Origin of the sequence: Arthrobacter sp. V1I9, from assembly GCF_030817075.1 — a bacterium.
Lineage (GTDB): Bacteria > Actinomycetota > Actinomycetes > Actinomycetales > Micrococcaceae > Arthrobacter.
Genome location: NZ_JAUSYU010000001.1, coordinates 1404109 through 1430008, shown reverse-complemented (window position 1 = coordinate 1430008; position 25900 = coordinate 1404109). Strand labels below are relative to the sequence as shown.

At 66.9% G+C, this 25900-nt stretch carries 23 protein-coding genes and 2 pseudogenes; 7 read left to right on the top strand and 18 right to left on the bottom strand.

The annotated features are described in order from the left end of the window. Positions 1-24 precede the first annotated feature (24 nt). Positions 25-852 (top strand): alpha/beta fold hydrolase, encoded by an 828-nt coding sequence (locus QFZ70_RS06730; RefSeq protein ID WP_307094643.1) that lies wholly within the window; start codon positions 25-27, stop codon positions 850-852. A gap of 87 nt (positions 853-939) precedes the next feature. Beyond that, positions 940-1587 (top strand): phosphoribosyltransferase, encoded by a 648-nt coding sequence (locus QFZ70_RS06725; protein WP_307094642.1) that lies wholly within the window; start codon positions 940-942, stop codon positions 1585-1587. Positions 1588-1680: 93 nt separating this feature from the next. Here QFZ70_RS06725 and QFZ70_RS06720 read toward each other — a convergent pair whose 3' ends face one another. Then, complete coding sequence (locus QFZ70_RS06720; protein ID WP_307094641.1) at positions 1681-3012, bottom strand: MFS transporter; 1332 nt, start codon at positions 3010-3012, stop codon at positions 1681-1683. Between the two features lie 282 nt (positions 3013-3294). On the opposite strand from QFZ70_RS06720, the pseudogene QFZ70_RS06715 reads away from it, so the two are divergent. Further along, positions 3295-4015, top strand: a pseudogene (locus QFZ70_RS06715) (IclR family transcriptional regulator). Positions 4016-4056: 41 nt separating this feature from the next. Here QFZ70_RS06715 and QFZ70_RS06710 read toward each other — a convergent pair. From QFZ70_RS06710 to QFZ70_RS06700, 4 genes are all read right to left on the bottom strand, one after another. Next, positions 4057-5301, bottom strand: coding sequence for an MFS transporter (locus tag QFZ70_RS06710; protein ID WP_307094640.1), 1245 nt, complete (start codon positions 5299-5301; stop codon positions 4057-4059). 228 nt (positions 5302-5529) lie between these two features. Then, the gene (locus tag QFZ70_RS06705; protein ID WP_373461549.1) at positions 5530-7548 is read right to left on the bottom strand and encodes an SbcC/MukB-like Walker B domain-containing protein; all 2019 of its coding nucleotides are present in this window, start codon (positions 7546-7548) and stop codon (positions 5530-5532) included. Continuing rightward, positions 7499-8605 carry an AAA family ATPase gene (locus QFZ70_RS18980; protein ID WP_373461548.1) on the bottom strand — a complete coding sequence of 369 codons (1107 nt, stop codon included), beginning with the start codon at positions 8603-8605 and terminating at the stop codon, positions 7499-7501. Before QFZ70_RS18980 ends, QFZ70_RS06705 begins: the two co-directional genes overlap by 50 nt. Then, positions 8602-9792 (bottom strand): exonuclease SbcCD subunit D, encoded by a 1191-nt coding sequence (locus tag QFZ70_RS06700; RefSeq protein WP_307094639.1) that lies wholly within the window; start codon positions 9790-9792, stop codon positions 8602-8604. The genes QFZ70_RS18980 and QFZ70_RS06700 overlap by 4 nt, the downstream gene beginning before the upstream one ends. 383 nt (positions 9793-10175) lie before the next feature. Here QFZ70_RS06700 and QFZ70_RS06695 point away from each other — a divergent pair, with 383 nt between their 5' ends. Beyond that, positions 10176-11279 (top strand): ADP-ribosylglycohydrolase family protein, encoded by a 1104-nt coding sequence (locus QFZ70_RS06695; protein WP_307094638.1) that lies wholly within the window; start codon positions 10176-10178, stop codon positions 11277-11279. Here QFZ70_RS06695 and QFZ70_RS06690 read toward each other — a convergent pair. Both QFZ70_RS06690 and QFZ70_RS06685 read right to left on the bottom strand, forming a co-directional pair. Beyond that, the gene (locus QFZ70_RS06690; RefSeq protein WP_307094637.1) at positions 11260-11739 is read right to left on the bottom strand and encodes a DUF4395 domain-containing protein; all 480 of its coding nucleotides are present in this window, start codon (positions 11737-11739) and stop codon (positions 11260-11262) included. The two genes, QFZ70_RS06695 and QFZ70_RS06690, sit on opposite strands and share 20 nt — an antisense overlap. 72 nt (positions 11740-11811) lie before the next feature. Further along, on the bottom strand, positions 11812-12825 hold the full coding sequence (locus QFZ70_RS06685; RefSeq protein WP_307094636.1) for an exonuclease domain-containing protein: 1014 nt from the start codon (positions 12823-12825) through the stop codon (positions 11812-11814). Positions 12826-12970: 145 nt separating this feature from the next. Between QFZ70_RS06685 and QFZ70_RS06680 the strand changes: the two genes are divergently transcribed. After that, positions 12971-13765, top strand: a complete 795-nt coding sequence (locus QFZ70_RS06680; RefSeq protein WP_307097819.1) for a DedA family protein — start codon at positions 12971-12973, stop codon at positions 13763-13765. An 85-nt stretch (positions 13766-13850) separates the two neighbouring features. On the opposite strand, the gene rdgB is transcribed toward QFZ70_RS06680, so the two are convergent. The 6 genes from rdgB to clpS form a co-directional block, all read right to left on the bottom strand. Next, positions 13851-14501 carry an RdgB/HAM1 family non-canonical purine NTP pyrophosphatase gene (gene rdgB, locus QFZ70_RS06675; protein WP_307094635.1) on the bottom strand — a complete coding sequence of 217 codons (651 nt, stop codon included), beginning with the start codon at positions 14499-14501 and terminating at the stop codon, positions 13851-13853. Then, positions 14498-15256 carry a ribonuclease PH gene (rph, locus tag QFZ70_RS06670; RefSeq protein WP_104042241.1) on the bottom strand — a complete coding sequence of 253 codons (759 nt, stop codon included), beginning with the start codon at positions 15254-15256 and terminating at the stop codon, positions 14498-14500. The genes rdgB and rph overlap by 4 nt, the downstream gene beginning before the upstream one ends. Before the next feature lie 61 nt (positions 15257-15317). Beyond that, positions 15318-16115: an MBL fold metallo-hydrolase gene (locus tag QFZ70_RS06665; RefSeq protein WP_104042242.1), complete on the bottom strand. Its 798-nt coding sequence runs from the start codon at positions 16113-16115 to the stop codon at positions 15318-15320. Further along, the gene (gene murI / locus QFZ70_RS06660; RefSeq protein ID WP_373461547.1) at positions 16112-17128 is read right to left on the bottom strand and encodes a glutamate racemase; all 1017 of its coding nucleotides are present in this window, start codon (positions 17126-17128) and stop codon (positions 16112-16114) included. The genes QFZ70_RS06665 and murI overlap by 4 nt, the downstream gene beginning before the upstream one ends. A gap of 102 nt (positions 17129-17230) precedes the next feature. Beyond that, complete coding sequence (locus QFZ70_RS06655) at positions 17231-17797, bottom strand: DUF2017 domain-containing protein (protein WP_307094634.1); 567 nt, start codon at positions 17795-17797, stop codon at positions 17231-17233. Then, the gene (clpS, locus tag QFZ70_RS06650) at positions 17790-18173 is read right to left on the bottom strand and encodes an ATP-dependent Clp protease adapter ClpS (RefSeq protein ID WP_104042245.1); all 384 of its coding nucleotides are present in this window, start codon (positions 18171-18173) and stop codon (positions 17790-17792) included. Before clpS ends, QFZ70_RS06655 begins: the two co-directional genes overlap by 8 nt. A gap of 273 nt (positions 18174-18446) precedes the next feature. On the opposite strand from clpS, the gene QFZ70_RS06645 reads away from it, so the two are divergent. Together QFZ70_RS06645 and QFZ70_RS06640 are read left to right on the top strand one after the other, a co-directional pair. Continuing rightward, a complete protein-coding gene (locus tag QFZ70_RS06645) occupies positions 18447-19775 on the top strand; it encodes a nicotinate phosphoribosyltransferase (protein WP_307094633.1) in 1329 nt (442 codons plus the stop codon). After that, a complete protein-coding gene (locus QFZ70_RS06640; RefSeq protein ID WP_307094632.1) occupies positions 19775-20413 on the top strand; it encodes an isochorismatase family protein in 639 nt (212 codons plus the stop codon). Before QFZ70_RS06645 ends, QFZ70_RS06640 begins: the two co-directional genes overlap by 1 nt. A gap of 3 nt (positions 20414-20416) precedes the next feature. Here the strand turns inward: QFZ70_RS06640 and QFZ70_RS06635 are convergent, their stop codons facing one another. The 5 genes and pseudogenes from QFZ70_RS06635 to QFZ70_RS06615 all read right to left on the bottom strand — a co-directional run bounded on the left by QFZ70_RS06635 (position 20417) and on the right by QFZ70_RS06615 (position 25857). Next, complete coding sequence (locus tag QFZ70_RS06635) at positions 20417-22198, bottom strand: DEAD/DEAH box helicase (RefSeq protein WP_307094631.1); 1782 nt, start codon at positions 22196-22198, stop codon at positions 20417-20419. After that, positions 22198-22539, bottom strand: a complete 342-nt coding sequence (locus QFZ70_RS06630; protein WP_104042248.1) for a DUF3039 domain-containing protein — start codon at positions 22537-22539, stop codon at positions 22198-22200. Before QFZ70_RS06630 ends, QFZ70_RS06635 begins: the two co-directional genes overlap by 1 nt. A 120-nt stretch (positions 22540-22659) precedes the next feature. Continuing rightward, entirely contained in the window at positions 22660-23442 is a 783-nt protein-coding gene (gene nagB, locus QFZ70_RS06625; protein WP_307094630.1) for a glucosamine-6-phosphate deaminase, read from the bottom strand. Positions 23443-23508: 66 nt separating this feature from the next. After that, a pseudogene (locus QFZ70_RS06620) lies at positions 23509-25081 on the bottom strand (transporter). Next, complete coding sequence (locus QFZ70_RS06615) at positions 25063-25857, bottom strand: ABC transporter ATP-binding protein (RefSeq protein WP_307094629.1); 795 nt, start codon at positions 25855-25857, stop codon at positions 25063-25065. Before QFZ70_RS06615 ends, QFZ70_RS06620 begins: the two are co-directional and overlap by 19 nt. Positions 25858-25900 lie beyond the last annotated feature (43 nt).

Genomic DNA, 25900 nt, shown 5'->3' with positions numbered 1-25900 from the left:
CCGTAGTTGATGAGGACTGACACCATGAGCGGCAGGCACACCGGCGAGCAGCACTTGCACACAGTAGAGGGATCAGATCCCCAGTTGTACGTGGGGGTGCATGATCCCGCCGTGGATGCCGGGCTCCGGCCCGTCCTCCTGCTGCACGGCTTCTCGTCCTCCAGCAAGCTCAACTGGGAAGACACCGGCTGGGTGGCGGCGCTGCTCGACGCCGGCCGGCGCGTCATCACGGTGGACCTGCCAGGACACGGCCGAAGCGGAGCACCTGAGGACCGGGATTCCTACTCCCCCAGCAGAATCCGGGCGGACCTGCTCCAGGTAGCGTTCGACGCCGGTGTGCGGCCCGTTCAGGACGGTGACCCCTCCAGCGGGCTGGACATAGTGGGTTACTCCCTTGGTTCCCGGCTCGCCTGGGAGTTCGGAGCCACGCAGCCGGAAATCGTGCACCGGTTGGTGCTGGGCGGGCCGAACGTCGCGGACCCGCTCGCGGCCTTCGACCTCGTCGCTGCCCAGGATTACCTCGCCGACGGGACCCCGATCGCTGACGAGTCCACTGCCAGGCTGCTGAAAATGGCGCTGCTGCTGCCCAGCAACAACATCTTTGCGCTCCTCTCCCTGGTCGAAGCGATTAAAGCCGAGCCCTACGACCCGGCCGAGGCCGTTCCCCATGTGCCGATGCTCCTGGTGGCCGGTGACAAGGACGAACGCGCGGCCAGCCTGCCGCAGCTGGCTGACCTGGCGGCTAAGGCCGGGGGGTCAGTTGAACAGGTGATGCTGTCGGGCCGGAACCACACCAACGCAATCACCAGCCGGGCCTTTAAACAGGCAGCCATCACTTTCCTCTCGGTCTAACAAATACCGGTCCCCCTGCCCGTTGTCTCCTGCCGCCCTTTTCCCGGCGGTAGGCTGAAGGAAGGGCTGGGTAGCCGGGAGGGAAACATGCTGACGCGCTTTGAAGACCGTACTGAGGCCGGTGAGCGGCTGGCCGCGGTACTCGCTCAGTTCCGTGCGCGGCCCGGCACGGTAGTCCTCGGCCTTGCCCGGGGCGGCATCCCGGTAGCGGCTTCGGCCGCCAAGGCCCTCTATCTCCCGCTGGGAGCTGTCCTGGTGCGAAAGCTCGGCATCCCGGGGCACCAGGAAACTGCGTACGGCGCCCTGGCATGGGCCCGCGGCCGAACGGTCCGCCTGCTCAACAAGCCGCTGATGGACCGGGTACTGGAGCACGGAGTGCGCCAGGAGCTGCTGGACGAGGTGGAGCACCGCGAACGCGCCGAACTGCTGCGCCGCGTCGATTTATATCCGGAAATAGACCACGACCTGTCCGGCAAGACTGTCCTGCTGGTCGACGACGGACTGGCCACCGGCGCCACCATGCGCGCCGCCGTCGAAGCCGTCCGCGAGGGTGGCGCGACAACGATAGTGGCCGCCGCCCCTGTCGGTTCCATCGAGGCGGAAGCCTCGGTGGAGCGGGTGTGCGACGCCGTTCTGTGCCTGCATCTGCCGGGAAAGTTCCGGGCCGTGGGCAGCTTCTACCGCCACTTTGAACAGCTTACGGACGATGACGCCATCAGTTTCCTGAAGCAGTAACAGCGTCCCCTGGTTTGATTGGTACCGCCTGCACGGCGACGGGCCCGGACCAGTGCGGTCCGGGCCCGTCGCCCTACTGCGGAGTTAACGAGGTCAGTGGTGGCTGACGCCCAGCGGACGGCCCTTGGTCTCCTTGGCCAGCAGCACACCGATGGCCGAGATGACGCAGAGGACCATGATGTAGATACCGATGGATCCGGCCCACTTGGTGGTCTGCAGCAGCGTTTCGGCGATGGTTGCCGCGAAGGCTCCGCCCAGGATGGCCCCGAACGCGTACCCGATGGAAATGCCGGAGTACCTGACATTGGCCGGGAACATCTCGGCGTACATGGCGGACATGGGCCCGTAGGACAGCCCGAGGCCGATGGTGAGGACAAACAGCGCCACACCGTAGAGCCAGATGTTCCTGGTGTCGATCAGGGCGAACATGGGAATCATCCAGGCGAAGATGATGGCGTAGCCGATGAGGAACGTCTTGACCCGGCCGATGCGGTCAGAGAGCCAGCCGCCCGCCAGGGTGAAGATCAGCCAGCCGAAGGACGCCAGGGTGGTAGCCAGCAGGACCTGGGGCGTGGGCATCTGCAGCGTCCTGGTGGCATAGGCGATGAAGAAGGCGATGAGCAGGTAGCCGGCAGCGTTGTTGCCGATGAAGATCAGGGTGGAGTACAGGACCGGCCTCTTGTGGTTGCGGACCAGCACTCCCAGCGGCGCCTTGCTTTCCTGCTTCCGCGCGGCCATCTCCTGGAAGACCGGGCTCTCAGCAACAGCACGCCGGATCAGGTAGCCCACCACGATGAGGACGATGGAGAGCAGGAACGGAACGCGCCAGCCCCAGGCCGCAAAGTCTTCCCTGGACATGCTGGTGTTTAGGAAGAAGAGGAGGCCGGTGGCAAGGATCATGCCGATCGGGACGCCGATCTGGGGGTAGGCGCCGAAGAGGCCGCGCTTATTCAGAGGTGCGTGTTCCACTGCCATCAGCGCTGCACCGCCCCACTCGCCTCCTGCCGAAAAGCCCTGGATGATGCGCAGGGTGATCAGGAGGATGGGCGCCCAGGCACCAATCTGTGCGTAGGTGGGCAGCATGCCAATGAGTGCGGTGGCTGCGCCCATCATCACCAGGGTGAAGACGAGCATTGCCTTGCGGCCCAGGCGGTCGCCGAGGTGGCCGGCCACCACTGCGCCCAGCGGGCGGAAGAGGAAGCTGATGCCGATCAGGGCAAACGAGAGGATTTGGGCGAGTCCGGGGTTGGACTCATTCAATGGCGCCAGGAACAGGGGTGACAGCAGCGTTGCGGTCAGCTGGGCAAAGATGAAGAAGTCGTACCATTCGATGGTGGTGCCGACCAGGGTGCCGGCGAGGACTTTGCGCTCCTCACGCCGGGTGCTGGGACCAGCGAGCGTATCCACCTTGGAAGGTGTGGTCATTGAAACTCCATTGTTTTATCGGCAGCTACGCCGCCGGGACGCCTTCAGGATTACCGACAGAACGGTCAGTTAGTTGAAAGAGTACTACGAAAGTGTGAGGCGGGACACGCCCCAACTGAATTTCGACTGCACCGTGTTTGGTTGCCCGCCACTGTGGCAGGTGGACTGGGACGCCCGTAAGTTCTATATTTGAACCGCCGTTTCTTAATGCGGACGCCGCGTCTCGGCGAATCCCTGCATACGAGCCGCGACACCGCTCCAAAGCGACCTAGGATGGACAGCATGAGCCCCACCGCCGCAGCCCCGGCCGGAGCAGCGCCGCCACAGGCTTCACCCTCCCAAACGCTTTCCCGCGGCATCCGCGCCCTTGAGATCCTGGCCGCGGCGCCCGGCCCCATAACCATCGCCGAGCTCGCCGATGCGATGGGGGTGCACCGTTCCGTGGCGTACCGCATCCTGCGCACCCTTGAGGACCACTCGCTCCTGGTCCGTGACGACGGGCGGCCGGGTCCAGCCCGGGCCCGGCCTCGCCGTGTTGGCCCGGAGCGTCTCGCGGAACCTCCAAAGTGCTGCCCTTCCCGAACTCACCCACCTGGCCAACACCCTGGACATGACGGCGTTCGTGGCTTTGTGGGACCACCACGACTGCATCACCCTGGTCACAGTGGAACCGCGGCACTCGGGCGCGACGGTGGCCCAGCATCCCGGCACCCGGCACCCCATCAATGCCGGTGCGCCCGGCATCGCCATCCAGTCTGCCCTCACTGAAGCTGAGTGGGACCGGCTGGAGACAGGCGTTCCCTACCGGCCCGAAGCGGCTGTTGCCAGGCGCGCCGGGTACTCCGCCAGCCATGACGAGGTCATAGCCGGGGTCTCCTCCCTGGCCGCACCCGTCCGTGTGCCGGGCGGCCGCCCTGCAGCACTCGCCGTCGTCTACATCCGGTCCGCCCACGACCCTTCAGTGGTGGGCGCGGCGCTCGCCGAAAGCGCTGCCAGGATTTGAACGGCAGCTGACCTGACTTTGCGCCGGTAGGCTGAGCCTCGTCAGCGGCGGACGCTGCGGCGTTGAAGCACGACGGCGGCCGCGGCTCCGAGGAGTGCCAGCGCGGAGGCCGCGCAGGCGGGAACAAGGAACGCCGCCGCGTAGCCATGGTCCTGTGCCAGCCGGCCGCCCAGGGACGAGCCGATCGCGGTGCCGGCCACAATGCCGCTGGCCAGTGCGGTCATCACCGTGCCCAGCCGCCCCTCCGGGGCCAGCACGCCTCCGACGGCGAAGACGGTTACCATCACCGGGCCCACGGGGACCCCAAGGATGAGCAGCACTGCCACCATCGCACCCAGTGACGACGGCACCAGCAGGAGCACGGCGAGTGCTGCCATCAGTACAGCGGACACCACCCAGCGCCAGGAAAGGCTGAAACGATGCGGCCAGTAGGCAACTGAGAGCGCCGCGGCAGCGGAGCTGAGCCCCATCACGGCATACAGCAGTCCGGCGAGTTCGGAGGTGGCGTAGCTGGCGGAGAATGAACTCAAAGCCGCCTGCGTTGAGCCGAAAAATGTGCCCATGCACACCATCGCAACTACTGGCAGGGCGACGGCGGCAGGCATCCTCACCCTGGAGCGGCGTTCTGCGGCCGGAACCGCGTGGCGTGCCGCCGGCACCGCGCGGTGGGTGCGATGCGCGGCAAAGGCGGGCACCAGCGTGATGGTCATGGCTGCCGCCAGCGCGAGCGGAAGCCAGGGCGCCAGGAGGCTGGCAAGGATTCCCACGAGCGCAGGCCCCAGCACAAAAGTCACTTCGTCCGCCGTGCTCTCGTACGAGAGCGCCGTGTCCAGGTCCCGCCTGTTATCCGGCGCCTTGCCCCGCGACGTCAGGGCCATCCACCGGACGCGGGCCAGCGGGCCTACCTGCGGACAGCTTGCCCCCGAGAGGAACGCGGCGGCCAACACGGCAGCGGGAAAACTTCCGGACGTTCCCATGGCAGAGGCTGCAAGGATCAACGCCACTACGGCTGCGGTATTAAGGACGGCCGCCCACAGCAGCATGGGACGTTGGCCCCGCCTGTCGGCCAGGGCTCCCAGGACCGGAGCGCCGAGGGCGGAGCCAATGCCCACCGCACCTGCCGCAGTGCCGCCCAGGGCATAAGAACCGCTGTTGGAAGTGACCAGGGTCAGGGTGCCTACCGTCAGCATGGCCAAGGGAAGCCGGGCAAAGAGACCCAGGGGAATGAAGCCGCGGCCGGCGAGATGGGGAAGCCTGGCGAAACGGCCGCCGGAAGCAGGCTGCATGGGAGCCTGTGTGGCAGGTTCCGGTGTGGCAGGTTCCGGTGTGGCAGGTTCCGGTGTGGCAGGTTCCTGTGTGGCGGGAAGGACGGCGTGCCCCGAAGCAGCAGGCTGGCCAGATGAAAAGGAAGTGGAGGATTTCAATTCCGGGCTCGTTCAGTCATGCGCATCGTCCCTCCTCCCGATGCGCGAAACCCGGTAACTGTCCAAGTATATCCGCGCTTACCCGCAACCTCAGACCGGGACGTCCAGGGCTTCGGCGATCCGCAGCGTGGATCCGTTCCTGGTCTTTAGTACCTGAAGCTGCGTTCCGATCCGTTGCTTCATTTCCCCCACATGGCTGACAAGCCCCACTACCCTGCCGCCGTCCCGCAGGCCCTCCAAGGCATCCATCACTTGTTCCAGGGATTGCTCGTCAAGGCTGCCGAACCCCTCATCCACAAAGAGCGTCTCGATTTCGACTCCGCCGGCCTCCTGCTGGACTACGTCTGCCAGCCCGAGCGCCAGGGAGAGCGACGCCATAAAGGATTCACCGCCGGACAAGGTGGACGTGTCCCGGCGATGCCCGGTCCATTGATCCACCACTTCCAGGCCCAGCCCGGACTTGGCACCGCGCGCCGCCTTCGCGTCAGTGTGTTGCAGGAGGTACCGGCCGTCGGTCATGGCAACCAGGCGTTCGGATGCGGCCAGAGCCACCTGCTCCAGCCGCGCCGCCAGCACGTAGCTGTTCAGGCTCATCCGGTAGGTGTTGTCTCCCCGGCCGGCCGCTGCGTCCGCCAGGCCGGCAAGCATGCGGGCCAGCTCCGCGGGCCCCCGCGCGGATCCGGCAAGCTCGTCATAGGCCGTACGGATGGAGGCCAGCGACTCGAGGCAGCGCTTGGCCATGCCTGCTGCCAGGTCCGCGTCACGGGCTTCCTTCAGGGCGGCCGCAGCCTCAGCCTGATGGACGGCGAGCTGCTGCTCATCAGGCACTTGACCGGCAGCCGCTTCCTCAAGGGCGAGCACGATGTCCGCTGATGCGAACAGTTCCGCCACCTTCGCCGCTTCATCGTGGGCGGACCGCATCTCGGATTCCAGGGCAGCAGCTTCACTGCCGGCCAGCAGGTGTTCGCGCGCCTCATCGGCGGTGGCGAACCCGGCTTCGGGCAACGCCTGCTCCAGCTGTTCCAAGGCCTCGGCAGCCTGCACCTTGGCAGAGCTCAGCTCAGCCTGGGCATCAACGGCTTTACCCAGCATCGCAGCCGCGTTTTCCAAGGCACGCAACCGGTGGGAAAGGCTGCGGTGGCCGGCCCTCAGTCCTGCCAAAGCCTGGTTGAGCGAGGACGACTGTTCGGCCACGTCCGCAAGGGAGGACACCACCTGGGCAAGCTCGGCCTCGGTGCCGGCACGTGAAGCTTGTGCAGCTGCAATGCCCGCCTCAAGCGTTTCAAGCCGCAACCGGGCTGCCGCGAGCTCCCCGACCGCCTGTTCGGCGTCGGCGGCCGCCCGGCGCGCCTCTTCTGCCGCGCTGGCGGCCTCCTCCTTGGCCATGTCCCCGCCTTGGCCGGCGAGGACGGCTACCAGCTGGTTTGACTCGGCCAGCTTGTGGCCGGCGGCTGAAAACCCGGCGTCAGCGGCTTCATACAGCTGGTGGGCCGCTTCCTCGTCCCGGGCAAGCCCCGGGCCGCCCCCATTCGCTACCGCCGGCAGGGGGTGGTCGGGGCTTCCGCACACCGGGCACTGTTCCCCGTCGACCAGCTGCGCCGCGAGCTCGGCGGCCGCGTTCGCCAGCCGTTGCTCCCTCACGTCAAGCCAGTGCCGTTTGGTCTCCAGCTGGTTCTCCCGGGCCGCGTCGTGTTCCAGTTTCACGGCATCACGGGCCGACACTGCCGCAGCATACCGCCGGACCACGTCCAGCAGCTCCTCGGCAGCCGTTGCTTCCTTTGCACGCAGGGCCGCCGCTCCGGCACGCACCTCCAGCGGACCCAGGCCGCCGATGAGGCGCGACCGTTCACTGAGGAGGCTCTCCACACGGCTGGCGAGCGCGGCACCGGCCCCGGTGAGGTCGTCCTGTTTGGCCAGCAGCTGCTGGTGCTTTGACCGGAGCCTCTTGAGACGGTCCTCATCAGGAAGCCTCGCTTCGACCACGGCCAGCAGGGACCGAATTCGGTTCAACTCGTCCGCTGCACCCGGAACTGCCGCAGGCCCGGCCAGGTCCAGCGCGTCATCTGCCGGGAAGGCCGAGGTCCAACTGGGCCAGTTCGGGGTCTTCACCGGCAGCGAGGCGAAGCAAGGTGAAAGCCGATTCCATCGCGGCAGCTGCGCGCCGGACTTTAACCGCTCCGGCATCGACACTCCGCAATTGTCCGGCGAGTACCTCTGCCTGGCGGTGCCGGCCAAGCTGGAGGGCAACCCCTTCCAGACGTGGCAGGGCTTCCTGCGCGGCGGCCTGCCTCGTGGCGGCTTCCTCCAGCCTGCGGTGCCGGTCCCGGCGTGCAGTCTCCGCTTCGACGCGGTTGGCACGTTCCCGGCTTGCCGCTTCCGCGGTTTTTGCCTCGTGGGCCAGCTCGCGCAGGCGCTCGGCGGCAGCATCCTTCAGCCAGTCGAGCCGTGCAGCAGGGTTCTCCCGGGACGGGCCATCGGCCTCACTAAGCTGCAGGGTTGCCGATTCCGACTCAGCCCGGGCCGCCAAAAGCTCCAGCTGGCCGGCAAGGACAGACACTTCTTCTTTCGCTGCCTGCGCCTGGCGGGACAGCTCCTGTTCAACTGCTTCGAACCGCTGGGTGCCAAAGAGTTTCTGCAAAAGCTCAAGCCGGTCGGTGGCCTTGGACCGCAGGAAGGCTGCAAAATCACCCTGCGGCAGCATCACCACCCGGGTAAATTGCTCACGGTCCATGCCCAGCAGGGCGAGTATTTCCGCGCCTGCCTCGTCATTGCGGGCCGACTTTTCAACCCACGCCCCGTCCACGCGTTCCCGCAGGAGAGTTTTCGCCTGCTGGGTGGTGAACCCGTTCCTTCCCCTGGCGCTGGGCTTTTCCCAGGCAGGCGAACGTGTGACCTCAAAGCGGCGGCCCTGGGCGGAGAACTCACAACTGACGGAGGGCTCCTGGCCCGGCTCGGCGTGGTCGCTGCGCAGGCGTTTGCCGTCCTGGCGTGCTCCTGGCACCGAGCCATACAGGGCGAAGCAGATGGCGTCCAGCACACTCGTTTTTCCTGCCCCGGTAGGGCCATTGAGCAGGAAAAGGCCGTGTGCGCTGAGCCGGTCGAAATCAATCTCCTCGGTGCCGGCAAAGGGACCGAATGCGGAGATGCGGAGGTGGTGAATTCTCATCGCGAGGCCTCCTGGAGGCGGACGTTTTCCAGCGCGCCCGCGAGCGCGGCCTTCTCTGCGTCGTCCGGGATGCGGCCGCGCACGTGCTCCAGGAAACCGCAGCATACGGCAAGGTCATCCGGTGCCTCGGCAAGCCTGCTGCTGTAAGTCGAAGCGGCGGTGGCAGGTCCGCCCTCGGGATCAAACCCGAGCACCAGGGTGTCAGGGAAGCGTGAACGAAGGCGGTCCATGGCCCGGGCAGGACGCTGGGCGTCAGTCAGTGTCACCTGGCAGTATGCGGTTTCAGCCCACGCGTGCTCGGGCGACTCAAGCAGTTCGTCCAGGGGACCCCGCAGCACGGCCAGGGTACGCGGGGCATCCCACAGGACTTCCTCGACACCGGTAACCCCATCGGCATCAATGTTTATCAGCCAGGCGCCCTTGTTGTGGGAGGCCTCGGAGAAGGAGTACGCAAGCGGGGAGCCCGAGTACCGGACTTGGGGCGAAAGGGACTGCCGCCCGTGCAGGTGGCCCAGGGCGGTGTAGCTGAAGCCGTCGAAGAGGTCCAGCGGGACGGCACCCACCCCGCCGATGCTGAGGTCCCGTTCACTGTCCGAGCTGATTCCCCCGCTGGCAAACGTATGGGCGAGAACCACCGAGTGGACTGTTGCCGACTCTGACCGGCGTTTGATGTCCTGCCGGATCAGGTCTGTTGCCGCGCGGGTGACCTCGAAGTGGCTGGCAGCCTGGACGCCCAATTGTTCGGCCACCAGCCGCGGTTCGAGCCAGGGTATTCCGTAGATGGCCACCACGGCTTCACCGGCAGCTGCCCCCTCTTCGGCAGCTGCGGCTGCAGGCAGCAGCAGGGGCTGGTCCAGGCCTTCAAGCCTGGTCCGCAGGTGCACTCCGCCGCGCTCCAGCAGACGCGAGGCGAACCCCAGCCTGATGGCGGAGTCATGGTTGCCGCTGGTGAGCACTACCCGGGCTCCTGCCGAAGTCAGCCTGACCAGGGCGTCGTCCAGCAGGTGGACCACATCCACGCCCGGGAGGGCGCGGTCGTAGACGTCCCCGGCGATCAGCACAATGTCCACGGAGTGCCGGGTGACGGCGTCCACCAGCTGGTCGACAAAGGCCCGCTGCGCATCCAGCATGCCGACGCCGTGGAAGGACCGGCCCAAGTGCCAGTCCGATGTGTGAAGTAACCTCATGTTCCTAAGCTATCGGCTGCCACTGACAGTTCCGGCAACCGCCGCAGTTGCCACCATCAGCCCTGCTTGCCGTCAAAAAACTGCTGCGCTTCCTGGCCACACTGCCCGTGTCCTTCCCGATGGCTGCGTCCTTCCAGGCGGTCAACCGCGGCAGAAGTCCAGGCCGGGCTGTTCCAGCTCCGGAGGGCTGCAGTGCGTGACGGGCCGGGACGGGCTTGCGCATGGTAGCGACCTTCAGATAGGCGTACGGGGTTTTGCCTTCGGGCAACCCGGGTATTATTCCAGCGCCGGCTGTGCGTTCGCTGGACAGCCGGCTTCCGGTGCGGTGCAGGCCGACGCCGGCCCCGTCAGGCAGCCATGGCGCACCACGGTAAATTTACTGCATGAGCATCGAGCCGGACACTTCCACGCCCTCCCTCAAGTCCCGCATCCATGGCTGTCTCCTGGGCGGTGCGCTGGGCGATTCCCTGGGCTATGCAGTGGAGTTTGACTCGATTGACCAGATCCGGAGCCGCTTTGGTGCCTACGGCTTGACGGGCTTCCAAGCCCTCGCGGGAAGCAGCCACTTCTCAGACGACACTCAAATGACGCTCTACACCGTGGACGGCCTGGTGGAGGCGCTGGAATGGGCCAACTCCGGGGTGGGTGCGGATGTTAACGCCTGCCTGTGGCTGGCCTACCTGCGCTGGCTCGCCACACAGGGGGAAGCAGCTCCGGCATCGGCCCCTGTGGCCCATCCCCGCTGGATCGACGAACAGTCCGTACTGCATCAGCGGCGGCACCCCGGCAAGGCCTGTATCTCCGGCCTGGCAACGGGTGAAATGGGCACCTCCATCCGGCCCGTCAACGCTGGGTCCAAGGGTTGTGGGACAGTCATGCGGTCCGCCCCGTTCGGACTCATCCCCCACATCACGCCCGATGCCGTCTACAAGTTGAGTTCCGACGCCGCCTCCCTGACGCACGGCCACCCGTCAGCGCGCCAGAGCGCCGGAACGTTCAGCCTCCACATCCACCGCCTCGTCGCCGGCGACGGGCTGCGGGAAGCTGCGGCAGCAGCAGTTGCCCACGCCACCGGGTTCGAGGGTGTGGCCCCCGAACTGCCTGACCGGCTGGAGGGCGCACTCCGGCTGGCAGGCAAGGGAATCGTGACGCCGGAGGAACTGGTCCAGGCACTCGGCGAGGGCTGGGTGGCTGAGGAAGCATTCGCCGTCGCACTTTACGCCGTCCTGGCCACCCTGCCGGACGACAGCGGGGAGGCAGCGGGCGCAGGCGCCGCAGACCCGGTGCAGCACTTCCGCACAGCAGTAGCCCTGGCCGTCAACCACAGCGGCGACAGCGATTCCACCGGTTCAATTGCCGGGAATATCCTTGGCGCCTTTTACGGCGAGGACTGCCTTCCCGCCGATTGGCTGGAGGCCCTGGAGGCGCCCGAAGTCATCCGCGGCATGGCCGACCAGCTGGTGAAGGTCACAACCGGCGAAGGCTGATGTTGTTGCAGGCCTCGCAGACTTCTTCCGGAATCAGGCCGCGCCGCTGCAGGAACCCGAAGATCACGCAGCCAAGGCAAAATCCGGCGAAGGCCTCAAGCGACGCCGCGGCGATCAGGATCCCCAGCACGGTCCAGGCGGCGGGCGCAGCGCCGGCGGCGAACAGGAGGAACGCCGCGGTGGAAACCACAGCTCCCATGCCCTGGGCAAAGCGTTTGGGCGGCCCGGGAACCAGCTTGACCCGGCCCAGCCGGGGCGTGATGACCTTGACAGACAGCAGTGCCAGCGGCGAGATCCGGGGGCCGAACAGCAGCCGCAGCCAGAACCCGACGGCGATGGCCAGCAGCCCCCATCCCGACCCGGCGGCAGCGGTCCCCAGTGCCAGCAGCACAACAAGGCCGGCCGTCACGCGCGCAGCATACTCGTTGACAGGGTTGGGGAAGGCAAACAGGGAGCGCATGAGCCTAGGCTAGGGGGCGGCCGACGCCGGGCGGAAGCTTTGTTGCGCCCTGTGAACCTGGACGGCCAGGCCTTAGGCGCTGACGGCTGCAGCGGCGAAGCTGCCCACCATCTGCAGGAACTCCCCCTCGGAGAGGACCTCGATGGCCTGGCCGCGCTCGTGGAGCTCCAGTACGCGCCGCGCTTTACCCGTGAGCCTGCCGGAGCGGAGGTCCGAAGCCACAAAGCCGTCCCCCACCACCAGGACTGTGGTGCGCCCGGTGACGCGGCTTTCAGGGCGGGCACCGAGCTCTGCCGAGCGCACCTTCGCTTCCGGCCGGCCCATGGAAAGCTGTCCGGTGAAAACGACCGTCTGGCCGTAAAGCGGATGGCCGGGGTGGGCATCGGGGTTGGGGTCCGGGTTCGCCCCCTCCTCAGGCCAGCCCGACTGGAACGGCCGGACGAGCGCCGCTCCGCTGCCGGCTGCAGCGGAGATCGCGGCCAGGCTCGGCTTCGACAACCCGTCACGGGCCGGGTCGAAGGCCTCCTGGCGCGGCATCACGAGCCCCAGGGAAAGGTAGAGCTCCGCGATGCTGTTGGCTCCGTTGCGCCCGGCGATATCAATGAGGATGCCGGCGCAGGCCCGCGCATCTTCGGCGGCGTCGTGGTGATTAACCAGGGGCACGCCGGCTTCCTCGGCGGCAAACGGCAGCGAGTTGGACACCAGGGAGTAGCACCGCCGGGACAGCATCACGGTGCAGACGTAGTCGTAGCCCGGGCCCGCGAGGCCGGAGACCTCAAGGCCGGACCGGATGACCCCCAGGTCAAAGGCAGCATTGTGGGCGGCGAGGATGTCATCGCCGATGAAGGCGCCGATCTCGGGGAAGAGCTCCCCAAAGCGCGGCATTCCCGCCACGTCCCGGGCTGTGATGCCGTGGATGCGGACGTTGTGGTAATCAAAATGATCGTAACTGGCGGGCGGGCGCATCAGCCACGACGCTTCCTCGACAATCCGTCCGCCCCGGACTTTCGTCAGTCCTACGGCACAGGGCGAGCCCCGGAATCCGTTCGCAGTCTCGAAGTCGATCGCCGTAAAGTCCAAACCCACGGGGCAACCTTACCTCCGGCGGCTGACCTTCCCGGGTCAGCCGTGCCGCCCTGTCAGGGATATCACCAGTCCGACTGTCGGGAGTTTCACGTACGCCAGGGGCGGGAGGTGCGTCAAGTACCCTTGAGGGGTGAACTTTCCTGTGATGAACGACTTCGCTGTGTCCATGCTGGGTGGTGCGGGACCGGTGCAGCCACAGCTGGCATCCTTCCTGCCCGACTGGCTGAACCCCCAGGTCTTCCTGGCCGATCCTGCCCTGGCACCCTGGGTGGTCCTGCTTGTATGCGGCATCGTCTTCGCGGAAACCGGGCTTCTGGTGGGCTTCTTCCTGCCGGGCGACTCCATGCTTTTCACCGCTGGCCTGCTCGTGGCCACTGACACCATCAAGTTCAATGTGTGGCTTTTTGCGCTGCTCATTATTGTCGCGGCCATTATCGGCAACCAGACCGGTTACCTGATTGGTTCAAAGGCCGGCCCGGCCATCTTTAACAAGCCCAATTCCCGCCTCTTCAAGCGCGAAAACGTTGAGAACGCCCACGCCTTCTTCGAAAAGCACGGCGGCAAAGCGCTGATCCTCGCGCGCTTCGTTCCGATCATCAGGACATTCGTTCCCGTCATCGTCGGCGTCGCCCAGATGAACAAAAAGAAGTTCTTCCTCTTCAACGTGATTGGCGCAGTCCTCTGGGGCGGCGGCGTGACGCTCCTGGGTTACCTGCTGGGCGACCGTATCCCCTGGGTCCGCGACAACCTGGACATCATCTTCATCGCCATCGTCCTGGTCTCGGTCCTGCCCATCGGCATCGAGGTCCTCCGCGGCCTGTCCGCAAAGCGCCAGGCGAAGGCCTACGGCACCGACCCGGTGGACGAGTTCATCGAGGAACATGCTCCCGAGAACGAGCACAAGACTCCCCGCCATATCCAGGGCACCCGCTCAGAGTAGGCTGCGGCGGCGCCATCCGATCGAACCTTTAAAAAGCTGTGCTCCCCGTTCCGGCGGGGAGCACAGCTGTTTAAGCAGGAATGCGCTAGCGGTTGTGCAGGGCCTCCACAACGGCCGGCAGGAGCGCCCGGAAGGCCTTGCCGCGGTGGCTGATCGCGTTCTTCTCATCGGCGGACAGCTCCGCGCAGCTGCGGTTCTCCCCGGCCGGCTGCAGCACGGGGTCGTAGCCGAAACCGCCGGCGCCGCGGGGTTCGCGCAGGAGGACGCCCTCCAGCTGCCCGTACTCCACCACCTCGCGCCCCGGGGCCGCGTCCGTACCGGGTACCGCCAGGGCCGCGGCGCAGACGAAGGCCGCGCCCCGGTGGGCGTCCGGCACGTCGGAGAGCTGGTTGAGCAGCAGCTGCAGGTTGGCTTCGTCGTCGCCGTGGCTGCCGGCCCACCGCGCCGAGAAGATCCCCGGCGCCCCGCCCATCACGTCCACGGCAAGGCCGGAATCGTCGGCAATGGCCACGAGGCCCGTCGCTTCAGCGACAGCCCGCGCCTTCAGCAGGGAATTCTCGGCGAACGTCACACCGGTTTCGACGACGTCGGGGGCACCTGCCGCCGCCGCGTCCACCACCTGCGTGTCGACGTCGAGCCCCGGCACCTGCCCGCGCAGCAGTTCCCGCAGCTCGCGGAGCTTGCCTTTGTTATGGGTGGCAAGCACCAGGCGCGGCGCGGCGGGGGCCGCGCTCACAGGCTGTCTGCCAGGGTTTCGCGCTGGATGGCAGCAAGCTGGGTGGTGCCCAGCAGGGCCAGATCTAGCAGCTGGTCGAGTTCGGCCCGGTCAAAGGGCGCACCTTCGGCCGTTCCCTGCACTTCCACGAACTTGCCGGAGCCGGTCACCACCACGTTCATGTCGGTCTCCGCCCGGACATCCTCAACGTAGGGCAGGTCCAGCATCGGAACGCCGTCGATGATGCCGACGGACACTGCTGCGATGGTGTCGATGAGGGGCTGGGCGTTCCTGGCGATCAGCTTGTTGTCGCGGGCGAACCGGATGGCATCCGCGAGCGCGACGTAGGCGCCGGTGATGGCTGCGGTCCGGGTTCCGCCATCCGCCTGCAGGACATCGCAGTCCAGCACGATGGTGTTCTCGCCCAGGGCCTTGGTGTCGATGATGGAGCGCAGGGAGCGGCCGATGAGCCGGGAGATTTCGTGGGTGCGGCCGCCGATTTTTCCCTTGACTGATTCACGGTCGGAACGGGTGTTCGTGGCCCGGGGCAGCATGGCGTACTCGGCCGTGACCCAGCCGCGGCCCTCGCCTTTGAGCCAGCGGGGAACTCCGGCAGTGAGGGACGCGGTGCACAGGACCCGGGTGTTGCCGAACTCGATCAGGGCCGAGCCTTCGGCCTGGTTGGACCATCCGCGGGTGATGCTGATGGGCCGGAGCTGGTCCGGGGCGCGGCCGTCGGCGCGCACGATGGGCACTGCAGTTGCTTCAGAAGTCATGCCTTTAGCTTATCCACTGCCGGCCGCAGCGAGGGTCCGGATGCCGCCGAACCGGCACCGCTCAGATGGTGTAGTGCACTCCGGCGACAGCCACGGCGACATCGCCGCCGAAGACCGGACGGGCTTCCGCCATGACGGTGGTCGGCGAGGTCCATACCGGAATGTGGGTCAGCAGGAGCCGGCGCGCCCCGGCAGCGGCTGCGGCTTCCCCTGCGCGTTTGCCGGTCAGGTGGACATCCTTGATGCCGTCGTCGCGGCCTTCCTCGAAGGCCGCCTCGCAAAGGAACAGGTCGGAGTCCTTGGCCGCCTCCTCCAGCCCGGCGCAGGAGTCTGTGTCACCGGAGTAGGTCAGGGTCCGGGAGACGTTGTTGCCTTCCTTGTCCGGCTCCACCACTTCCACCCGCAGGGCGTACGCCTCCTCCACGGGGTGGTTCACGGCGAAGGGTGTCACGGTGAAGGGGCCGACGGTCACGGCTTCGCGTTCTGCCCAGTTGGTGAAGTCGAACTCCTCGTGCATCCCCGGGTCCAGCTCCAGGCCGTACGCGGTGGCCATCCGGTCTGCCGTGGCGGCCGGTCCCCATACCGGAATCCGGCCGCGGCCCCAGCCGCCCGGCTTCCACCGGACAGCCACGTGCAGGCCGCACAGGTCCATGCAGTGGTCCGGATGCAGGTGGGTGAGGAAGATCGCGTCGATGTCCTCGAGGTCGGTGTACCGCTGGATAGCGCCAAGTGCGCCACTGCCCAGGTCCATCACCACTTTCCAGGTCCGCTCGCCGTCGTTCGCCGTCAGGAGGTAGCACGATGCCGGGGAGCCCGGGCCGGGGAAGGATCCCGTGCAGCCTACGATGGTGAGCTTCACTGGCCGGAACCCCCGGTCACTGAACTGCCCACGAAGTTGGAAATCCGCGGGCGGCTCCTGGCGTTTTGGGCCGCGGCGATCATTTCGGGGGTGATGCGGGCCAGGCTGCCGGTGGGGTACTGGGCGGCCACGTGGTCCACGTGCCGGACCGAGAGTACCTCGGGTCCAAGGAACCTGCGGGCGAGTGCCTCGAACTGGTGGGCATCGCCGGTCGCCACGAAGTGGTGTTCCGGAGGGGTGTCCCCGGTGCGCTGCAGGTTGTAGGTGGCCAAGGCCCGGTAGACGTCCTTGGCGGTTTCCTCGGCACTGGACACCAGGGTCACGTCCGCTCCCATGACGTAGGAAATCACGCCGGTGAGCAGCGGGTAGTGGGTGCAGCCCAGGACTACGGTGTCCACGCCGGCGGACTTGAGCGGGGCCAGGTACTCCTCCGCGACGGCCAGCAGGGCCGGCCCGGTGGTGATTCCGGCTTCCACGTAGCTCACGAACTCGGGGCAGGCCACTGACGTGATGTCCAGGTCCGGGGCGGCGGCGAAGGTGTCCTCGTAGGCGCGGGAACCCACCGTGGCGGAGGTGCCGATCACGCCTACCCGGCCGCTCCGTGTCGCGGCAACGGCGCGGCGCACGGCCGGCTGGATGACCTCGATGACCGGAATGCCGTACTTGGCCGTGTACCGCTCCCGTGCATCACGAAGCACAGCGGCCGACGCCGAGTTGCAGGCTATGGTGAGCAGCTTGACACCGGAGTCCACCAGTTCGTCCATCACGCCCAGGGCGTTGGCCCGGACTTCCGCGATGGGCAGGGGGCCGTACGGTCCGTGCGCCGTGTCCCCCACGTAGAGGATGGACTCGTTGGGGAGCTGGTCGATGATGGAGCGCGCCACCGTCAGTCCGCCTACGCCGGAGTCGAAGACACCGATGGGCCGTGATTCCACGGCTGCGGCCGGGAGGTCGCCGGCTTCAGACACCGTTGCGGCTTCAACGTGCGGGTCCATGCTCGAGGCTGTTGTCATGATTATTCGAGGATAGGTCTTCCCTGCAGGCTCAGGCAGCATCTTGTGGCCTGTGACTCATGTCTAATGTGTCACAGGCCAGGGACGGGAACTCCCGGCCGGTCAACGGCCGGTGTCCAGCGACTGCAGCATGGCCTGGACCAGCGACTCCTGCAGCCAGGTGGCGAAGTTGTAGACCAGGGCCAGGTAACTTTCAACGTCCTCGGCCTGGGACCAGTCCTGCATGAGGTGGACGTGCTCGGCGTCCTCCTCGTCCTGGATGTCCAGCCGCTCGGCCAGCACCAGCCGGACGTCGTTCAGGGCCATCGACCAGTGCCGTGCACCGTCAGCCGTCAGCACGATCTCGTCTTTGTCCAGGTCAAGTGCCGCCGCCCGGAGGGCACCGATCTTTGTTTCCCGCAGCGAGCGCTCCGTGAGTTGGCGGAACTCGAGGGAAGCGCCGTCGTCGTTCTTCATCACGTTGGGCAGGAGCCGCTTCACCGCCCGGTCCGTGGGCACGGCCACCTCCATGTCGAGGCCGATCAGGGCCGCCAGCGGGTCCTGGCCCTGACGCTCCTCCGGCTGGAGCATGGAGATGACGTCGTCGATGAGGCTGCGCAGCAGTTGCCGTTCGGCCGGTTCCAGATAGCCGGTGATGCCCTTTAGTCCATACTTGAACGCCTTAGCCACGTTTCCCCTTACCCTGGCCCGGCCCGCCGGACTTGCCTGCATTGCCGCCTGACCCGCCGCTGGCCTTCTCCACCGTGGCCCACAGCCCGAAGCCGTGCATCGCCACTGCATGGCGCTCCACCTGCTCCTTGCTGCCGGAGGCAACAATGGAGCGGCCCTTTTTATGGACCTCCATCATGAGCTTGTTCGCCTTGCTTTCCGGGTAGCCGAAGTAGCTTTGGAACACGTAGCTGACATAGCTCATCAAATTCACGGGGTCATTCCAGATCACCAGGTTCCAGGGGATGTCCGGCGCGGCAAGGAAGTCTGTTGACTCCGCTGTGCCGGTCCGGGTGCCCTCCTGCGTATCAGGGCCGAGCGCAACGCTTAAGGTCATCTGTCCATTCTATGGGGAGGATGGGCCCACGCCGGCGAGGGGCCCACGGCGAAGCGAAGCGAGACGTGGGAGCCGGTGGAGGGGCCCACGCCGGCGAGGGGCCCGCGGCGAAGCGAAGCGAGACGTGGGAGCCGGTGGATGGGCCCACGCCGGCGAGGGGCCCGCGGCGAAGCGAAGCGAGACGTGGGAGCCGGTGGATGGGCCCACGCCGGCGAGGGGCCCGCGGCGAAGCGAAGCGAGACGTGGGAGCCGGTGGGGACTAGAGTGACTTTCGTGAGCACCTCTGCCGGCTGGGACCATCCCCGCACGTCCTTTTACACTGACCACTACGAGCTGACCATGCTGCAGGCGTCGCTGCATTCGGGCGCTGCGCACCGCAGGTCCGTCTTCGAAGCCTTCGCCCGGCGGCTCCCGGACGGCCGGCGCTACGGCATTGTGGCAGGTACAGGCCGCCTCCTTGAAGGCATCTCGAATTTCCGCTTCGGGGAGGCCGAACTGGACTTCCTGGCCCGCACCAAGGTGGTCAACGAGGAGACGCTGGAGTACCTGGCGTCTTATCGGTTCTCCGGTGACATCTGGGGCTATCCGGAAGGGGAAGCGTACTTTCCCAACTCCCCCATCCTGATCGTCGAGGCTACTTTCGCCGAAGCGTGCATGCTGGAGACATACCTGCTGTCCGTGCTCAACCATGACAGCGCCATCGCCTCCGCCGCGTCCCGGATGATCAGTGCCGCCGGCGGCCGCCCCTGCATCGAGATGGGCTCCCGCCGCACCCATGAGGAAGCCGCTGCCGCCTCCGCCCGGGCAGCCATCATTGCCGGCTTTGACAGCACGTCCAACCTGGAGGCGGGCATCCGCTACGGGATCAAGACGGTGGGCACCGCCGCGCACTCCTTTACCCTCCTGCACGACACCGAGCGGGACGCCTTCGAGGCCCAGATCGCGTCCCTCGGCGATGGCACGTCCCTGCTGGTGGATACGTACGACGTCGAAGCGGCCGTTCGCACGGCTGTGGACCTGGCGGGTCCACGGCTTGGGGCGGTACGGCTGGATTCCGGCGACCTGGTGGCGCAGGCCCAGTGGGTCCGCCGGCTCCTGGACAGCCTGGGCAACGAAAACACCAAGATCGTGGTCACCTCGGACCTGGACGAGTTCGCCATTGCCGCCCTTCAGTCGGCCCCGGTGGATTCCTACGGCGTGGGCACTTCACTGGTCACCGGGTCCGGCGCCCCGACCGCCAGTATGGTCTACAAACTGGTGAGCCGGACGGACGACGACGGGAACTTCGTCTCTGTAGCCAAAGCGGCCAAGAACAAGGCGAGTGTGGGCGGGCGCAAGTACGCGCTGCGGAAACTAGACGAGCGCGGCATTGCTACTGCCGAGGTGGTGGGTGTGGGCCGGCGGCCCGAGGACGACGGCAATGACCGCCCGCTGCTGCAGCAGTTCATGAAAAACGGCGAACTGATTCCGGGCTGGACGGGCCACGAAGGCGTGCTCCGCGCGCGCCGGCGCCATGCTGAGTCAATGGCTGAACTTCCGGCCGTGGTGAACCGCCTCCAGCGCGGTGAAGCAGCCATCCCCACCATTTACGAGGAGAACTGATGTCCCGTGCCCTGATCATCGTTGATGTCCAGAACGATTTTTGCGAGGGCGGCTCGCTCGCCGTGGCCGGCGGCGCAGCGGTGGCCGGCGCAATCAGCGAATACGTGGATGCCCACCACAGCGAGTTCGACCACGTGGTGGCCACGCAGGACTGGCATATCAATCCCGGGGATCACTTTTCCGAAACCCCGGACTTCATCGACAGCTGGCCGCCGCACTGTGTGGCGGGAACCCGCGGTGCAGAGCTCCACCCGGACCTGGATACCGAGTACATCGATGCCTATTTCCAGAAGGGGCAATTCGCTGCGGCCTACTCCGGCTTCGAGGGACTGCAGGCGCCGGAGGACGCCGTCCCCACCGGGGAACGGCAACCAGGCGCGCTGCCCGGCGCCGGCGACGCTGACAGGTATGCTGCCGCTGATGACGCCATCGGCCTGGACGACTGGCTGCAGAGCAACGACGTCGAGGACGTGGTGGTGGTGGGGATCGCCACCGACTACTGCGTCAAGGCAACGTCCCTGGACGCAGTGCAGGCCGGCTACTCCGTGACGGTCATCCGCTCCCTGACGGCAGGGATTGCGGAGGACCTGGAGGAAGCAATCACCGAGATGGAGCTTGGCGGCGTCGACGTCGCCTGAGCGCTATTTGCGGCCGACGAACCAGTCCTGAAGCTTCCGCAGGCGGGACTGGAGCTGCTCCTCGTTGGCCTGGGCCACCGGAGGACCGCCGCAAACAGTCCGCAGCTTGGTGTGGACCACGCCGTGCGGCGTCCCGGTCCGGGCCGACCAGGCAGCCACGTTCTTGGCCAGTTCGTTCCGCAAGTCCATCAGCAGCCGGTGGTCCGGGACAGCCGGAGCCGCGGCTTCTGCCGCCACCGGGGCACGCCGGTTCTTCCGGTTGAGCTGCTCATGCTGGCGTTGGCGAAGCAAGGTGCCCACCTGTTCCGCGTCCAGCAGCCCGGGGATGCCCAGGAAGTCCATTTCGTCGTCGGAGCCTACTTCGCCGCCGGTGCCGAACTCGCCGCCATCGAACAAGACACGGTCAAAGGACGCCTGCGAGTCCAGGGCTTCGAACTTGCCCTTTGTGAGGCTGTCGGAGGCCTTGTCCTCGCGGTTGGCTTCCGCCATCAGCGAGTCCTCGGGGTTGAACAGGCCGTCCCCGTCCTCCTTCTCGGGGCGGTCCAGGGCGTGGTCCCGTTCGGCTTCCATGGAGTTGGCAAGAGCCATCAGCTGCGGCACGGACGGCAGGAAGACGGACGCCGTCTCCCCCCGCTTGCGGGCACGCACAAAGCGGCCCACAGCCTGGGCGAAAAACAACGGAGTGGAAGTTGACGTTGCGTACACGCCCACTGACAACCGGGGAACGTCAACGCCTTCGGACACCATCCGGACCGCAACCATCCACCGCTTCTCACTGGCAGTGAATTCCTCGATTTTGCTCGACGCTTTGGCGTCGTCCGAAAGAATGACTGTGGGCGACTCCCCGGTGATCCGCTTCAGCTGCCCCGCGTATGCCCTGGCGTCCTCGTGGTCGGTGGCGATGACCAGCCCGCCGGCGTCCGGAACCGTACGGCGCACCTCGCTGAGGCGTTTGTCCGCCCCTGCCAGGACAGCCGGAATCCATTCGCCGGCCGGGTTCAGGGCAGTGCGCCACGCGTGCGACGTGATGTCCTTGGTCACCGCGGCCTCACCGAGGGATGCCGCCATCTCCTCGCCGGCGCTGGTCCGCCAGCGCATCTGCCCCGAATACGCCATAAACATCACCGGCCGGACCACGTGGTCGCGCAGCGCGTTGCCGTAGCCATAGGTGTAGTCCGCCTTGGACCGGCGGATCCCGTCCCGGTCCTCCGCGTACTCCACAAACGGAATGGGAGAGGTGTCCGAGCGGAACGGGGTACCGGTCAGGGACAGCCGGCGCGCCGCAGGGTCAAATGCCTCGCGCAGGCCGTCGCCCCAGGACAGCGCCTCGCCGCCGTGGTGGATCTCGTCCAGGATCACCAGGGTGCGTGCGGCCTCGGTTTTGGCCCGGTGCAGCATGGGTTTGCTGGCGACCTGGGCGTACGTGACGGCGACTCCAATGAAGCCGCGGCCGTGCTGGCCGTCGGCGTTCTTGAAGTTGGGGTCGATGGCGATGCCCACCTTGGCAGCCGCATCCGCCCACTGCCGCTTGAGGTGGTCCGTGGGCGCGACGATGGTCACGCGGTTGACTGCGCCGGACTCGATGAGCGTGGACGCGACCCGAAGCGCGAAGGTAGTTTTACCGGCACCGGGTGTGGCCACGGCAAGGAAGTCCCGGGGACTTGTCCTCAGGTAGAGGTCCAGGGCTTCCTGCTGCCAGGCACGGAGTTTCGGGGCGGTTCCCCAGGCTGCACGTTCCGGATAAGCCGGAGGCAGGGTGGGGCCGCCAAAAAGCGTCTCCGTCACTACTTGTTGTTGCCTGAGTCCCCTCCGGGACCCTTGCCGCCGTCGTTGCCCGGGCGGAGGCCGTCATAGACCTCTTTGCACATCGGGCATACCGGGAACTTCTGCGGATCCCGGCCGGGCGTCCAGACTTTGCCGCACAAGGCGATGACGGGGTCACCGGTCAGCGCGGACTCCATGATCTTTTCCTTGCGCACATAGTGCGAAAAGCGCTCCCGGTCTCCGGGCTCCACCTCTTGGCGAAGTTCCTCGCGCTCAATGGTGGCCGTGGACGTTCCAGCCCCGGAAAGCTCGCGCATCGGGTCGTTTTCGAGAGGGTCCGTCATGCTAGTCATGCCAACCATCTTAGCCTTTCCGGCGGTGGGGCGTTCGACGGCGGCGCGTCCCCCTGCGGGAGGAAACAGCCGGCCGCTGCCTGCCGCCGTCGTACTTTTCCCTGCTGGTCCGGCCTGCCGGCCGTGCTGTCAGATGCCCTGCCAGGCGGGCTTGTTGTCATAGGTGTGGCGGTAAAAATCGGCCAGTTTGAGCGCCGAGGCGGCAGCCTCGTCCAGCAGGACGGTGGCATGGGGATGGAACTGCAGCACGGACGCGGGGCAGATGGCGGACACCGGCCCTTCGACAAACTCGCGGACGGCCTGCGCCTTTTGTGCGCCGGTTGCCACCAGGATCACATGCCGGGCATCCATGATGGTCCCCAGGCCCTGGGTCAGGACGTGGTGCGGGACCTCCGCCAGGCCGCTGAAAAACCGGGCGTTGTCCCGGCGTGTCTGCTCGATGAGGCTTTTGATCCTGGTGCGGGAGGCGAAGGAGGACCCTGGCTCGTTGAAGCCGATGTGGCCGTCCGTCCCCACGCCGAGGAGTTGCAGGTCGACGCCGCCCGCCGCGGCGATGGCCTCCTCGTAGGCGCGGCAGGCCTCCGGGATGTCCGTGGCCGTCCCGTCCGGGCCGTGGACATTTTCCGGGGCGATGTTGACGCGGTCGGTGAACTCCCGCCGGATGACCTCGCGGTACGACTCGGGGTGCCCGGCCGGCAGGCCCACGTACTCGTCCAGGGCAAAACCTGAGGCACGGCTGAAGTCCAGTCCGTCCCGCCCGTGCCGGGCAGCGAGTTCATCGTAGATCGGCAGCGGCGACGAGCCGGTGGCAAGTCCCAGGACCGCGTCCGGCTTGCGCCGGAGAAGCTCCTCGAAGGCATCAGCGGCAAGCTTCCCGATCTGCTTGCTGCCGCTGAGGATGACTACTTCCATGCTGTTCCCTCCGGGGCCGTGTCAGCTGTTCGCCCGGTTGGCGGTTGGCTGCTCCGTGTCCACTGCTCAACGGTTCACTGTGACCTGGGCCAGGAGCTCAGGACCGCGGGCGTCCAGCCATTTTCCGCCCAGCCTGACACCGATCACAAACAAGCCCACTCCCAGCACAAGTCCAACGGCGAGGTTCAGCCAGCCGAACAGGCTGTTGCCGGTGACCAGCTGGGCGACCAGGAGGGCGGCCTCCGGCAGCACCAGGACCATCAGGACTCCCAGCCCGGCGAACTGGACAGCAAGGGTCTGGCCCACGTTTCCCGGGGGTTTCTTGAAGGGGCTGTCGCCGGGCAGGGGAACCGCCACGGTGTACCGGGCCGAGACCACCGAGGACAATCCCAGTCCCGTAAAGAGGATCCCCAGGCTGAGCCCCAGCTGGCCGGGCAGCGGGTCCCAGTCGCCGGTGAAGGCGGAGTAGCTGGCGGCGAACACCAGGACCACCGGCAGCGCGAAGGCAAGGCACGCCAGGGCACGGCCCAGCCTGTCGTCCACGCCCCGGACACCGCTGGCCAGGTGCAGCGCGAAGGCAGTGCTGTCGTAGGAAACATCGGCGGAGATGGACCAGGCCAGGATAAACGCCGACAGCGGCGCCAGGAGCGCCAGGGTGCTGAAATCGCCGGTTTGGCTGCCCTGGAAAACCAGCACCACCGGCAGGAGCGGGATCACAATGAGGGAGCCGGAGTAGCGGGGGTCACGGATCCAGTACGTCAGGGCCCTTGCCATCACGGCGCCCGCAGGAACAGCGGGCAGGAGCCCGAGCAGCCCCAGCTTGCCGCCCTTGCGCTTGCCGCTGCCAGAGTAGGGCGGCGTGACCAGGGCACGTTCCAGCAGCAGCTTCCAGAACCAGGCGAGGCCCGTAAGGACCGCAAGGGAAATAAGCAGCTTCAAGGCCGCCGCGCCGGGCCGGCCGGCCTCGATGTCTCCCGCCAGGGCCCAAGGGGCGCCAAGCGGAGTCCACGACAACGTCCGGGCGAAGTCCGGAAGGAATCCAGTGGACGCGGTGATTCCGCGCCCTACTCCCCGCCACAATGGGGCCCAGGAGGACAAGGGGAACCATAAACGCGACGGCGCTCACGTCCTTGAAGCGGCGGGACGACGCGAGGCTGGCCGTTGCCGTGGTCACCACCTTGGACAGCACGATGCAGGTCAGGACGCCCACCGCCGCGCCTACCAGGGCTGCGAGCGCGGGCAGTACGCCGCGGGACCACGTCACCACCGTGGACAGTGCCACAAGGGCTGTTGCCAGGCCCGGAATGCCGATCAGTCCGCCCAGCGCGAGCCCGGCCAGCAACTGCTTCATCGGGACGGCGAACGTGGTGAAGCGGGCGGGATCCAGCGTCATGTCTGTTGCCGAAGCCACCACCGGAATGATGCCCCAGCCCAGGACGGCCGCCGAACCGCCAAGCACCACGGCGGTGTACACCAACTCGTGGTCCGCCTGGCGAAGCAGGACCAGCACCACCACCAGCGTGGCCACGATGCTCAGGGCATAAAGCCCTGCGAAGGCCATGCCCACCAGCTGCCAGGGGCTGCGGCGAAGTCCGTTGCGCAGCAGCGTGAGTTTGAGCCCTAAAAGGTGCGCAACCATTCCAGCCCTTCCGTACGGCTGCGGCCGCCCACCAGCTGGACGAACCGGTCTTCCAGGGAGACTCCCCCGCGCACCTCGTCCACCGTTCCGGTGGCCAGCAGCCTTCCGCCGGCCACCACTGCAACGTGGTCGCACATGCGCTGCACCAGGTCCATCACGTGGCTGGAGACGATCACCGTGCCGCCGGACGCCACATAGCTGTCAAGGATGGAGCGGATGTTGGAGGCAGACACAGGGTCAACGGCTTCGAAAGGCTCGTCCAGCACCAGCAGCCTGGGCGCGTGAATCAGGGCGGACGCCAGGGCGATCTTTTTGGTCATGCCCGCCGAGTAGTCAACCACCAGTGTGCCGGCGTCCTGCGCCAGGTCCAGGGCCGCCAGCAGCTCACCTACGCGGCTGGCCACCACGTCCTTGTCCATCCCGCGCAGCAGTCCGGCGTAGGTGATGAGCTGTTCGCCGGTCAACCGGTCAAACAGCCGTACCCCGTCCGGCAGGATGCCCATCAGCCGTTTTGCCTCCAGCGGGCGTGCCCAGACATCCACGCCGTGGACACCAGCAGTGCCGAAGTCTGGGCGCAGCAGCCCGGTGGCCATCGACAACGTGGTGGTTTTGCCGGCGCCGTTGGGGCCCACGATTCCGAAGAAGGAACCCGCGGGGACGTCCAGGCTGATGCCGTCCACCGCGATCTTTTGCCCGAAGCGTTTGGCGAGTCCCCGGATGGACAGTGCGGCGACGGGACCGGCCGGCCGTGCCGGGTCTGGTTGCTGAGCAGTCATGAAGCCAGACTAGTCCTCGGGGTGCGGCAGCGGGGTCCTCCTG

Excerpts from the sequence above, each read along its gene's own strand:
- clpS (WP_104042245.1), bottom strand. The coding sequence starts at position 18,173 with ATGACCTTAAGCGTTGCGCTCGGCCCTGATACGCAGGAGGGCACCCGG.
- QFZ70_RS06710 (WP_307094640.1), bottom strand. The coding sequence starts at position 5,301 with ATGCAGCCTGCTTCCGGCGGCCGTTTCGCCAGGCTTCCCCATCTCGCC.
- QFZ70_RS06640 (WP_307094632.1), top strand. The coding sequence starts at position 19,775 with ATGTCCCGTGCCCTGATCATCGTTGATGTCCAGAACGATTTTTGCGAG.
- QFZ70_RS06725 (WP_307094642.1), top strand. The coding sequence starts at position 940 with ATGCTGACGCGCTTTGAAGACCGTACTGAGGCCGGTGAGCGGCTGGCC.
- QFZ70_RS06695 (WP_307094638.1), top strand. The coding sequence starts at position 10,176 with ATGAGCATCGAGCCGGACACTTCCACGCCCTCCCTCAAGTCCCGCATC.
- QFZ70_RS06720 (WP_307094641.1), bottom strand. The coding sequence starts at position 3,012 with ATGACCACACCTTCCAAGGTGGATACGCTCGCTGGTCCCAGCACCCGG.
- murI (WP_373461547.1), bottom strand. The coding sequence starts at position 17,128 with ATGACAACAGCCTCGAGCATGGACCCGCACGTTGAAGCCGCAACGGTG.
- QFZ70_RS18980 (WP_373461548.1), bottom strand. The coding sequence starts at position 8,605 with ATGAGAATTCACCACCTCCGCATCTCCGCATTCGGTCCCTTTGCCGGC.
- QFZ70_RS06615 (WP_307094629.1), bottom strand. The coding sequence starts at position 25,857 with ATGACTGCTCAGCAACCAGACCCGGCACGGCCGGCCGGTCCCGTCGCC.
- rph (WP_104042241.1), bottom strand. The coding sequence starts at position 15,256 with ATGACTTCTGAAGCAACTGCAGTGCCCATCGTGCGCGCCGACGGCCGC.
- QFZ70_RS06700 (WP_307094639.1), bottom strand. The coding sequence starts at position 9,792 with ATGAGGTTACTTCACACATCGGACTGGCACTTGGGCCGGTCCTTCCAC.
- QFZ70_RS06730 (WP_307094643.1), top strand. The coding sequence starts at position 25 with ATGAGCGGCAGGCACACCGGCGAGCAGCACTTGCACACAGTAGAGGGA.
- nagB (WP_307094630.1), bottom strand. The coding sequence starts at position 23,442 with ATGGAAGTAGTCATCCTCAGCGGCAGCAAGCAGATCGGGAAGCTTGCC.
- QFZ70_RS06630 (WP_104042248.1), bottom strand. The coding sequence starts at position 22,539 with ATGGTTGGCATGACTAGCATGACGGACCCTCTCGAAAACGACCCGATG.
- QFZ70_RS06680 (WP_307097819.1), top strand. The coding sequence starts at position 12,971 with ATGAACGACTTCGCTGTGTCCATGCTGGGTGGTGCGGGACCGGTGCAG.
- QFZ70_RS06690 (WP_307094637.1), bottom strand. The coding sequence starts at position 11,739 with ATGCGCTCCCTGTTTGCCTTCCCCAACCCTGTCAACGAGTATGCTGCG.